A 9,234-nucleotide genomic window follows, 5' to 3' on the forward strand; every position below is an offset into this window, starting at 1 on the left:
GAATCCAGTGACACGCTTCCCACCGGGGCGGGAGAGGGCCACGAAGTGGCGAGGGAGGATTGCCAAAGGCATGCTGCCGCAGGCAGCTGATATAAAATATGGGCTGTGAAAAAATGACTTATATTTTTTCACAGCTCCTGTCGCCGCGAGGCGATGGAGGATAGGGGTGTCAGGTCTTTTGGGGAAAAGGTTCTTAGGTTTGCCGGAGCTTCGCTCCGAAGGTTCTTAAGTTTGACAGCGCCTGCCGGCGCTGAGGGTTGTGGTGGCGGCTGACGCCGCAGTTTATAGGAGGCTGTGAAGAAATGATTGAACATTTTTTCACAGCCCCGGCCGCCTGCGGCGGCCTCCCCCCTTCCACTACTGACGTGGTCCCCCCCGAGTGCGGGGGTGGGAAAAGGAAGCACTGATTAATTCGCAGAATCGAATTTCATATGTATTTTTATCCAATACTGCGTCATCAGTCTCCTTAAATAGCTCGCTATTCGCGTCGACTGATTCCTTGCATTGAATAAAAATACAAGAATGAAATCCGATAACGATTTAATCAGCGCTTCCCTAGTTTATGGAGGGAAAAGGAACCGCGTCACTACATCCCTTGCCCCCCTGTTTCAGGGGTGGGTGGCTCGCTCCGCTCGAAATGACGGGGCTGAGAGACCCTATGGTAAATCATCACCATAGGAAACCAGCCCACCAGTATACTAGTACACTTACTATCTAGCACACTCATCTTGACAATCATCCTTACCCGTGGTATCATATTTTCAATTTCAAAGAAGGCAATGACAAGAAGAGTACGGTTCCTTGAATGGCAAAGAGAGCTGCGTATGGTGAAAGCAGTGCAGGAGGGGCGCCGGAAGATGGACTTGGAGCCTCCGGGCCGAATCGTGAAGCCCGCCGGGACTGCCCGTTACAGCAGCAGGGTATTTATGGCTTTGTCCGGCGTACCTGTCAAGTCCCTTTCCGGTGACGGAGGGGAAAAGCAGAGTGGTAACACGGTGAATCATCGTCTCTCATTTTTGAGGGACGATTTTTTTATTTCCAAAAACATTCAGGGAGGTTTTCATATGAATATCAAAACAATCTGCATTCATGGCAGCGACTGGAAGGATCCCACCGGCTGCATTTCCGTACCGGTTTTTCAGAGTGCCACCTTCGGCCATCCGGAGCTGGGAGAGTCCACAGGCTACGATTATACCCGGGTGCAAAATCCTACCAGGGAGAGCGCGGAAAAGGTGGTAGCCGCCCTTGAGCACGGCTGTGACTGTACCAGCTATTCTTCCGGCATGGCCGCCATTTCCATGGTAATGGAACTTTTCAGGCCGGGAGATACCATCCTTTCCTCCGATGACCTTTATGGCGGCTCCATCCGTCTTTTCCGTTTCGTCAATGAAAAGAACGGCATCCGTTTTAAATTCGTGAACACCTCCCATCCGGATCAAGTGGAAGAGGCCTTTGATGAAACGGTGAAGGCAGTGTACATCGAAACCCCCACCAACCCCATGATGCAGATTACGGACATCCGGAAAATCGCAGACATTGCCCATGCCCACGGCGCCCTGCTCATTGCAGACAATACCTTCATGAGCCCCTATTTCTGCAATCCCATCGATTTTGGCGCCGATATCGTCATCCACAGCGGTACCAAGTACCTGGCCGGCCACAATGACACCCTGGCAGGCTTCGTGGTGGTAAAGGATAAGGAAATCGCCGATAAACTGCGCTTCCTCTATAAAACCGTAGGCGGCTGCCTGGCTCCCTGGGACAGCTGGCTCGTCACCAGAGGCATCAAAACCCTGGCCCTCCGCATGGAAGCGGCCCAGAAGAATGCGGAAACTCTGGCGGAATGGCTGGAAAATCATCCCAAGGTATCCAAAGTCTTCTACCCCGGCCTCGCCGATTTTCCCGGCCGCGATATCCATTTCAAACAGTCCCGCGGCGCCGGTGCCATGCTTTCTTTCTACACCGACAGCCATGAAACCGCTCTCCAGGTGCTGAAAAATGTAAAACTCATCCGCTTCGCCGAAAGCCTCGGCGGCGTGGAAAGCCTTATCACCTACCCCGCCACCCAGACCCACAGCGACCTTACAGAAGAAGAACGGCAGTCCCGGGGCATCACCAGCTGCCTCCTCCGCCTCTCCGTCGGCATTGAAGATGTGAATGACCTGATTGCCGATCTGGAACAGGCATTTGGATAAGGAGCCGTAGAGCGGCCCGAGACACGCCTGCGGCGTGAGGGTTCAAGGACGCGCCAAAGGCGCGAGGGTTCAGAGGGTTCAAAAGGTTCAAAGGGTTCAGAGGGGAAGGTTGACGGCCCTTCGGGCCGAAGGTTGTGGCCGCCTGTCGGCGGCGGGTTGTGTAGAAGGGTTGTGAAGGGAAAGGTTCTTAGGATTGACCGGCCCTATGGGCCGGAGGGTTCTTAAGTTTGACGGCCTTTCAGGCCGAGGGTTGTGGTGGCGGCTTCGCCGCAGATTATAAAAAAGGGGGCGCGGCTGGCGCCGCAGGTTGTATAGAAGGGTTGCATCGCTTCGCTCAGGGGGCGACAGCGCCTGCGGCGCTGAGGGTTGTGGTATCGCCCTCTCGGGCGATAAGTATTATAATGCCGCCTTTCGGCGGTCACGTCCACATCAAGTATCATAATCATTCTTACCCTCGTACATCCCTTCGCCACTTCGTGGCCCTCTTCCCCTAAAGGGGATGCAAGAACGTTACGGGATTTACTTTTCTGTGTCATATGGCATGATAAGCATTCTGCGGATTGGCTCGCTGCGCTCGCCACCCCCTATCCGGGCTGCGCCATTGGACACGCCTACGGTGTGAGGGTTCATAGGGTTCAAAAGGTTCAGAGGGTTCAAAGGGTGGTGGATTGCCCTCTCGGGCAATGCTTATAAAGTCAGCGTTACGGGATTTACTTTCAGTGTCATATGACATGATAAGCATTCTGCGAATTGGCTCGCTGCGCTCGCCACCCCCTATCCGAGCTGCGCCGGACTTCCCCCTGTTCAGGGGGCAGAATAGGTTTCTATGCTTTCCTGCAGAGACATGGCTCCATGGCTAAGTACCCATAGTCCCACCGCTCCGCGGGGCGGAAAGGTGGTGGCGCCAGCCACCAAAAGGGGAATGCATTTCCTCGCCCGCAGGGCGGTTGTATAGTTTTCCCACGGGCGAAAGCCCGATTATGAAGGTTTGATACAAACTGGCGCCTTCCATAAATTTAGGGCACCCACCACGGCAGCTGCCCCTTGAGCGAAGCGATGCAACCCTTAGCCCGTGTGTCAACACAGGGCTATATGCCCCTCTGCGCCACAGGCGCAGGCCCCTACGGGAATACCGGAAAGCACCGCCCAGGTCCCGGTCCCGATCCCGACCGCACCACAGGCGCCCGCCTCAACCCTCAGCCCTGAAGGGGCTGTCAACCTTCGGGAATGCGATCAAGCGCCACGCATGACGCCAACATTGAATCAATACATACAAAGGAGTCCATCATGAAACTTTCCGATTTAGATACCATCATTGACCGCCGCGGGAGCGGCTGCCTGAAGTATGATTTTGCCACTGCCCGTGGAAAGCCGGCGAATGTACTGCCCTTCTGGGTGGCGGACATGGATTTCAAGGTGGCCCAGCCTATTCTTGACGCCCTGGAAGGGCGGGTGCGCCATGGCATATTCGGCTATTCCGAATCCGGCGATGCCTATTTCAAAGCCCTGGCCAACTGGCAGGAAACATATTTCCACTGGGCCATCCGCCCTGAGTGGCTCATCAAGACCCCCGGCGTGGTGCCTGCCATCAATCTGGCGGTCAAGGCGCTGACCAAAGAAGGAGACGGCATCCTCATTAATCAGCCGGTGTACTACCCCTTCCTGAACGCCGTCATCAAGAACGGAAGGAAACTGGTGAACAGCCCCCTTGTCCTGAAGAATGGTCACTATGAAATGGACTTTGCGGATCTGGAAGAAAAAATCGTCAAGGGCCATGTAAAGCTGGCTCTACTCTGCACGCCCCACAACCCCGTAGGCCGGGTATGGACAAGGGAAGAGCTTACCAGGTATGCGGACATCTGCCTGGCCCACGGCGTGAAAATCGTGGCCGATGAAATCCACGAGGACTTCACCTACCCCGGATTCACCCATACCGCCTTCGGCACAGTCAGCGAGGAAGCGGCCCGGAACGCCATCATCTGCACCGCCCCTTCCAAAACCTTCAACATAGCCGGCCTTCAAAATTCGAACATCCTTATTCCAAATCCGGAAATCCGCCGTGCCTTCCAGGAAGAGCTGGACTCCTTCGGCTATGACCAGCTGAACGTCATGGGCCTTGCCGCCTGCCGCGCCGCCTACGAAGGAGGCCGGGAGTGGCTGGATACAGTGAAGGAATACATCCGGGAAAATCTGGATTTCGCAAGGAAATATCTGAAAGAAAACCTTCCGAAAATGAAACTCATAGAACCGGAAGGCACCTACCTCATCTGGATCGACGCCTCCGCCTACGGCCTCTCCAATGAAGCCCTGGAGCACAAAGTCCTCTATGACTGCCGCCTGTGGCTGGACATGGGATACGTCTTCGGCAGAGAGGGGGAAGGATTCCTCCGCTTCAACCTGGCCTGCCCCAGAAAAACACTGGAACAGGGGCTCCGGCAGCTGAAAGAAGGATTTGAGGGATAAGAGACAGGAAACTGTCTGCTGAAAGTTTCCTGTACGACATGACACCATGGTGAAACACAGTGGCAGGAAACTGTTTGCGAATAGTTTCCTATCCGACATGACACTATGGAAGTCCATCGCGGCAGGAAACTGATTGCGAAAAGTTTCCTACTCAGCATGACGCTGTGGTGAATCATAGAGACAGGACCTATAGACGAATAGTTTCCTATCCGACATGACACTGTAGTGGTTCATCGCGGCAGGAAACTATTTGCGAACAGTTTCCTACTCGGCTTGATACCATCGTGGTTCACCGCGGCAGGAAACTGTTTGCGAACAGTTTCCTGTACGGCATGACACTATAGTGAATCATAGAGACAGGAAACTATAGGCAAATAGTTTCCTACACGGCATGACGCTGTGGTGAATCATAGAAACAGGAAACTATAGACGAATAGTTTCCTATCCGACGTGACACTATAGTGGTTCATCGCGACAGGAAACTATTCGCGAGTGGTTTCCTGCACGGCATGACGCCATAGTGAAGCATCACGATAGGAAACTATTCGCGAAGGATATCCTGTACGGCATGACACCAGGGGAATCATCACAATAGGAAACCGCCTGTCTGGGAGATTTCTCCACTCCGCTGACAACCATCGAAATGACGCAGCAAGGATAACCATGGTAAATCACCGCCAAAAGTGGCAGAGGGAAGATGATTCAGCATTTCCCGCTGCCACTTTTCTTATTTTAGGACATTTAAAAATGGGACCCCCTGAGGAGTCCCATTTTATCGTGGTTTTAGAAGAGCCGCAATTATTTCAGTTCTACAGTTGCGCCAGCGTCTTCCAGTTTCTTCTTCATTTCTTCAGCTTCAGCTTTAGCTACGCCGGTTTTAACTTCTTTCGGAGCGCCATCAACGAGAGCTTTAGCGTCTTTCAGGCCCAGGCCGGTGATTTCACGAACGGCTTTGATAACCTGGATCTTCTTTTCGCCGATTTCCTTCAGGATTACGTCGAATTCGGTCTTTTCTTCAGCTGCTGCAGCTGCGCCAGCTGCCGGAGCTGCTGCTACTGCTACAGGAGCTGCAGCGGATACGCCGAATTTGTCTTCGATTGCTTTAACCAGTTCAGAGAGTTCGAGAACGGACATATTGCTAATGGCTTCAAGGATTTCTTCGTTTGTCATTTTTGTTTCCTCCATGGAATGATTTTACGCGTAAATCTTACGCAGATTCTTTCTGTTTACGCACAGCTTCGAGAGCATATGCGAGGTTCTGGATGTTGCCGTTGAGGGCACGTGCCAGTCCGGAAATGGGAGCCAGCAGGGTTGCTGCCACCATACCGAGGAGCTGTTCTCTGCTTGGCAGGTCTGCCAGAGCCTTAACAGCATCTTTGTCGATGACTTTGCCATCGAGTACGCCAGCTTTGACGGTGATTGCTTCGCTCTTGGTTTCTTTCAGGAATTCTTTCAGAGCTGCTGCCGGTGCTACGGGATCGTCTTTGCATGTTGCAAGACCGTTCGGGCCCTGGAGCAGGTCGTCAAGGCCTTCCAGGCCAAGTTCGTCAGCTGCAATACGAGTCAGTGTGTTTTTAATAACTTTGTATTCAACGCCGTGAGCCAGGAATTTACGACGCAGCAGTGTTGCGTCTTTTACTGTCAGTTTGTTGAATGTCAGGAGAACAATGCCCTGGGAGGAGAGTCTGTCTTTCATTTCTGCAACGACAGCTTCCTTTTCGGGACGGATTCTTACTTCGTACTTTTCTTCGCTCATGAGTACACCTCCTCTGCTATTGATTTTTATTTATCACGTTAGCTAAAACGACCCCGCAGAGCCTGCGAGGTCGTGTACTGGCTTTTCCAGTACTCAGCCTCGGGAGGCGGGCCTTGGCCCTTTAAAAAGATTTACCGCCGGTCTTAAGCTAAGTGTAAATAGGCTTATTAAGCTTTTGCTGCTGCCATTGCGGGAATGTCCAGATGGATTCCGGGTCCCATAGTGGAGCTGATGGTCAGGCTCTTCATGTATACACCTTTAACAGTGGAAGGACGAGCTTTCTGAATGGTGTTGAAGATAGCCAGAAGGTTCTGTTTCAGTTTGTCTTCGTCAAAGGATGCTTTGCCGATGATAACCTGTACATTGCCTGCTTTGTCGGTACGGTACTGTACCTTGCCGCCTTTGATTTCGTTGACAGCCTTGGTAACGTCCATGGTTACGGTGCCAACCTTCGGGTTAGGCATGAGGCCTTTCGGTCCGAGGATACGGCCCAGACGGCCTACTACAGCCATCATGTCCGGGGTAGCCACTACGACGTCAAAGTCCATCCAGCCCTGCATAATCTTGTCGGCCAGTTCTTTTCCGCCTACGTAATCAGCGCCTGCTGCCTTTGCTTCGTCTTCCTTGTGGTCTTTGGCGAAAACAAGAACTTTCTTGGTTTTGCCGGTGCCTGCGGGAAGAACAGTAGCGCCGCGGAGCTGCTGATCAGCGTATTTCGGGTTGATATTGAGATTGAAAGCAGCTTCGATGGTTTCATCGAATTTTGCGGATGCTGCTTCTTTGACCAGCTTTACAGCTTCGTCGATGTCATAGAGCTTATGACTGTCAACGATGGCTGCAGCTGCCTTCTGTTTCTTTGTCAGTTTTGCCATTGTTTCCTCCTATGTGGTCATTAGGGATCGTCCCTGCCACGAACGGGTCAGTCTTAGTCTACAACTTCGATGCCCATAGAACGGGCTGTGCCTTCAACGAGACGCATTGCTGCTTCTACGTCGTTAGCGTTCAGGTCAGGCATCTTTGTTTCAGCGATTTCCTTGACCTGGGCTTTGGTGACTTTGCCAGCTTTTTTCTTGTTGGGTTCACCGGAAGCCTTTTCGATGCCTGCAGCTTTCTTCAGAAGAACGGCTGCCGGCGGAGTCTTACAAATGAATGTAAAGCTCCTATCTTCAAAAACGGTAATTTCTACAGGGATAACCAGGCCTACCTGCTTAGCAGTGCGATCGTTGAAGTCTTTAACGAAGGCCATGATGTTAACGCCTGCCTGGCCAAGGGCCGGGCCTACTGGCGGTGCCGGGGTAGCTTTACCTGCAGCAACCTGCAGTTTTACGATTTTGGATACTTTCTTTGCCATAATGTTACACCTCCTATCCGTATTGGGAATGTGGTAATTTCGGGCTGTAACGGGCCCTCCCACAGTGAGACGAGCCTAGTTCAAGACAGTCTCACAAGAGTATATTTAAGGAAGGGGTTCGAATGAACCTGCTTCCAACTCTATCGTAGTAGTAGTACCGAAGTTGCTGATATCCGCTTTAATCTTGGTGCGGTCATCGGAAACTTCCAGAACCACGGCGGTTCTTTCTTCGAACACGCCTTTGGTGATGCGGATCCGGTCACCCGGTTTCACATCTACTTCATTCTTTGCGGCTTTGTTTCCGCCATGAATGATTCTTTCTGCCTCTTCATCGGAAAGGGGAATCGGCTTGGTTGTGGTCCCTACGAAACCGGTAACGCCGGGTGTATTTCTAACCACATACCAGCTCCGGTCATTCACTTCCATTCTGATGAGAAGGTAGCCGGGGAATACTTTACGGGAGACAAGTTTTACCTTCCCGTCTTTTTCTTCTTCCTCTTCTTCCAGTGGGAGCAGAATTTCACGGATGGTATCATCCATTCCCATGGAATGGACTTTCCTTGTCAGCGTATCTTTGACCTTGTTTTCATATCCGGAATAAGTATGAATGACATACCAGCGGATATCTTTCTTGGCCCCTTCAGTAGGTTCGCCAATTTCGGTCGGAGCACTGACTTCAGCCTGATTTTCTGCTTTTACATTCTTGTTTTCAACTTCCATATCCGACATAGTCTCTCTCCTTTCAGCCCACAGCGTGTACTAATAATTTGGAGAGGCCACTGAATACGAAGTCTACTGCAACGATCAGGAATGAAACCAAAATCACGGACACAATGACGGCAATGGTGTACTGCACCATCTGGTGCTTTTCAGGCCAGATGACCTTTTTCATTTCCATCTTGGTTTCTTTGAAAAACCTGGTCCATGAAGCATTAGCTTCCTGTGCTTTCGCTGCCTGTGTCTTACGCTTCGCCTTGGCCATGCTCACACCCCAGTTTCAATCACTCAAAATTATTTGGTTTCTTTATGCAGAGTGTGTTTGTGGCACCATTTGCAGTACTTCATCATTTCGATACGTTCGGTCGTATTCTTCTTGTTCTTGTTTGTACGATAATTGCGGCGCTTGCATTCTGTGCATGCAAGAGTAATTCCTTCACGCATTCTTTACACCTCACTCAATCTTTCTCGGCCCGCGGCCAATTAACATGCTTGATTAGTATATCACAAGCACAATGCACAAGTCAACAGATTTTTGCAAACTTTGCATTTAAAAAAGCCGGGCCATCCCAGCAAAATTATTGTAGCACAATATATAGAGCTTTGCAAATGGTTTTTTGCGAGCGGCGGCAGAGTGAAAGGTTCTCAAGTTTGATGCGCCTATCGGCGCAAGGGTTCTTAGGTTTGACAGCCCTTTGGGCTAATGCTATTGCGTTAAGAAGAATTCAGAAAGTACATGTCATTACGATGTG

9 protein-coding genes are annotated in these 9,234 nt (G+C 51.4%); 2 read left to right on the top strand and 7 right to left on the bottom strand.

Translation table 11 applies throughout. The features are described 5' to 3' along the window. Positions 1-1,064: 1,064 nt before the first annotated feature. Positions 1,065-2,195, top strand: a complete 1,131-nt coding sequence (locus tag Q0482_RS02010) for a PLP-dependent aspartate aminotransferase family protein (protein ID WP_299142702.1) — start codon at positions 1,065-1,067, stop codon at positions 2,193-2,195. A gap of 1,287 nt (positions 2,196-3,482) precedes the next feature. After that, positions 3,483-4,658, top strand: coding sequence for a MalY/PatB family protein (locus tag Q0482_RS02015; RefSeq protein WP_299142704.1), 1,176 nt, complete (start codon positions 3,483-3,485; stop codon positions 4,656-4,658). Positions 4,659-5,456: 798 nt separating this feature from the next. On the opposite strand, the gene rplL is transcribed toward Q0482_RS02015, so the two are convergent. From rplL to rpmG, 7 genes are all read right to left on the bottom strand, one after another. Then, positions 5,457-5,828, bottom strand: coding sequence for a 50S ribosomal protein L7/L12 (rplL, locus tag Q0482_RS02020; protein WP_296960520.1), 372 nt, complete (start codon positions 5,826-5,828; stop codon positions 5,457-5,459). Between the two features lie 37 nt (positions 5,829-5,865). Further along, a complete protein-coding gene (gene rplJ / locus Q0482_RS02025) occupies positions 5,866-6,414 on the bottom strand; it encodes a 50S ribosomal protein L10 (protein ID WP_299142707.1) in 549 nt (182 codons plus the stop codon). A 167-nt stretch (positions 6,415-6,581) separates the two neighbouring features. Further along, positions 6,582-7,286 (bottom strand): 50S ribosomal protein L1, encoded by a 705-nt coding sequence (gene rplA / locus Q0482_RS02030; RefSeq protein WP_299142710.1) that lies wholly within the window; start codon positions 7,284-7,286, stop codon positions 6,582-6,584. A gap of 53 nt (positions 7,287-7,339) precedes the next feature. Continuing rightward, positions 7,340-7,765 (bottom strand): 50S ribosomal protein L11, encoded by a 426-nt coding sequence (gene rplK / locus Q0482_RS02035; protein WP_299142713.1) that lies wholly within the window; start codon positions 7,763-7,765, stop codon positions 7,340-7,342. A gap of 105 nt (positions 7,766-7,870) precedes the next feature. Then, a complete protein-coding gene (nusG, locus tag Q0482_RS02040; protein ID WP_291055620.1) occupies positions 7,871-8,494 on the bottom strand; it encodes a transcription termination/antitermination protein NusG in 624 nt (207 codons plus the stop codon). Positions 8,495-8,507: 13 nt separating this feature from the next. Continuing rightward, on the bottom strand, positions 8,508-8,747 hold the full coding sequence (gene secE / locus Q0482_RS02045) for a preprotein translocase subunit SecE (protein WP_299142717.1): 240 nt from the start codon (positions 8,745-8,747) through the stop codon (positions 8,508-8,510). A gap of 29 nt (positions 8,748-8,776) precedes the next feature. Beyond that, positions 8,777-8,926: a 50S ribosomal protein L33 gene (rpmG, locus tag Q0482_RS02050; RefSeq protein ID WP_008860352.1), complete on the bottom strand. Its 150-nt coding sequence runs from the start codon at positions 8,924-8,926 to the stop codon at positions 8,777-8,779. Positions 8,927-9,234: the final 308 nt, after the last annotated feature.

It is taken from the genome of uncultured Dialister sp. (genome assembly GCF_937959425.1).
Taxonomy (GTDB): Bacteria; Bacillota; Negativicutes; order Veillonellales; family Dialisteraceae; genus Dialister.

Excerpts from the sequence above, each read along its gene's own strand:
- Q0482_RS02010 (WP_299142702.1), top strand. The coding sequence starts at position 1,065 with ATGAATATCAAAACAATCTGCATTCATGGCAGCGACTGGAAGGATCCC.
- Q0482_RS02015 (WP_299142704.1), top strand. The coding sequence starts at position 3,483 with ATGAAACTTTCCGATTTAGATACCATCATTGACCGCCGCGGGAGCGGC.
- rplL (WP_296960520.1), bottom strand. The coding sequence starts at position 5,828 with ATGACAAACGAAGAAATCCTTGAAGCCATTAGCAATATGTCCGTTCTC.
- rplJ (WP_299142707.1), bottom strand. The coding sequence starts at position 6,414 with ATGAGCGAAGAAAAGTACGAAGTAAGAATCCGTCCCGAAAAGGAAGCT.
- rplA (WP_299142710.1), bottom strand. The coding sequence starts at position 7,286 with ATGGCAAAACTGACAAAGAAACAGAAGGCAGCTGCAGCCATCGTTGAC.
- rplK (WP_299142713.1), bottom strand. The coding sequence starts at position 7,765 with ATGGCAAAGAAAGTATCCAAAATCGTAAAACTGCAGGTTGCTGCAGGT.
- nusG (WP_291055620.1), bottom strand. The coding sequence starts at position 8,494 with ATGTCGGATATGGAAGTTGAAAACAAGAATGTAAAAGCAGAAAATCAG.
- secE (WP_299142717.1), bottom strand. The coding sequence starts at position 8,747 with ATGGCCAAGGCGAAGCGTAAGACACAGGCAGCGAAAGCACAGGAAGCT.
- rpmG (WP_008860352.1), bottom strand. The coding sequence starts at position 8,926 with ATGCGTGAAGGAATTACTCTTGCATGCACAGAATGCAAGCGCCGCAAT.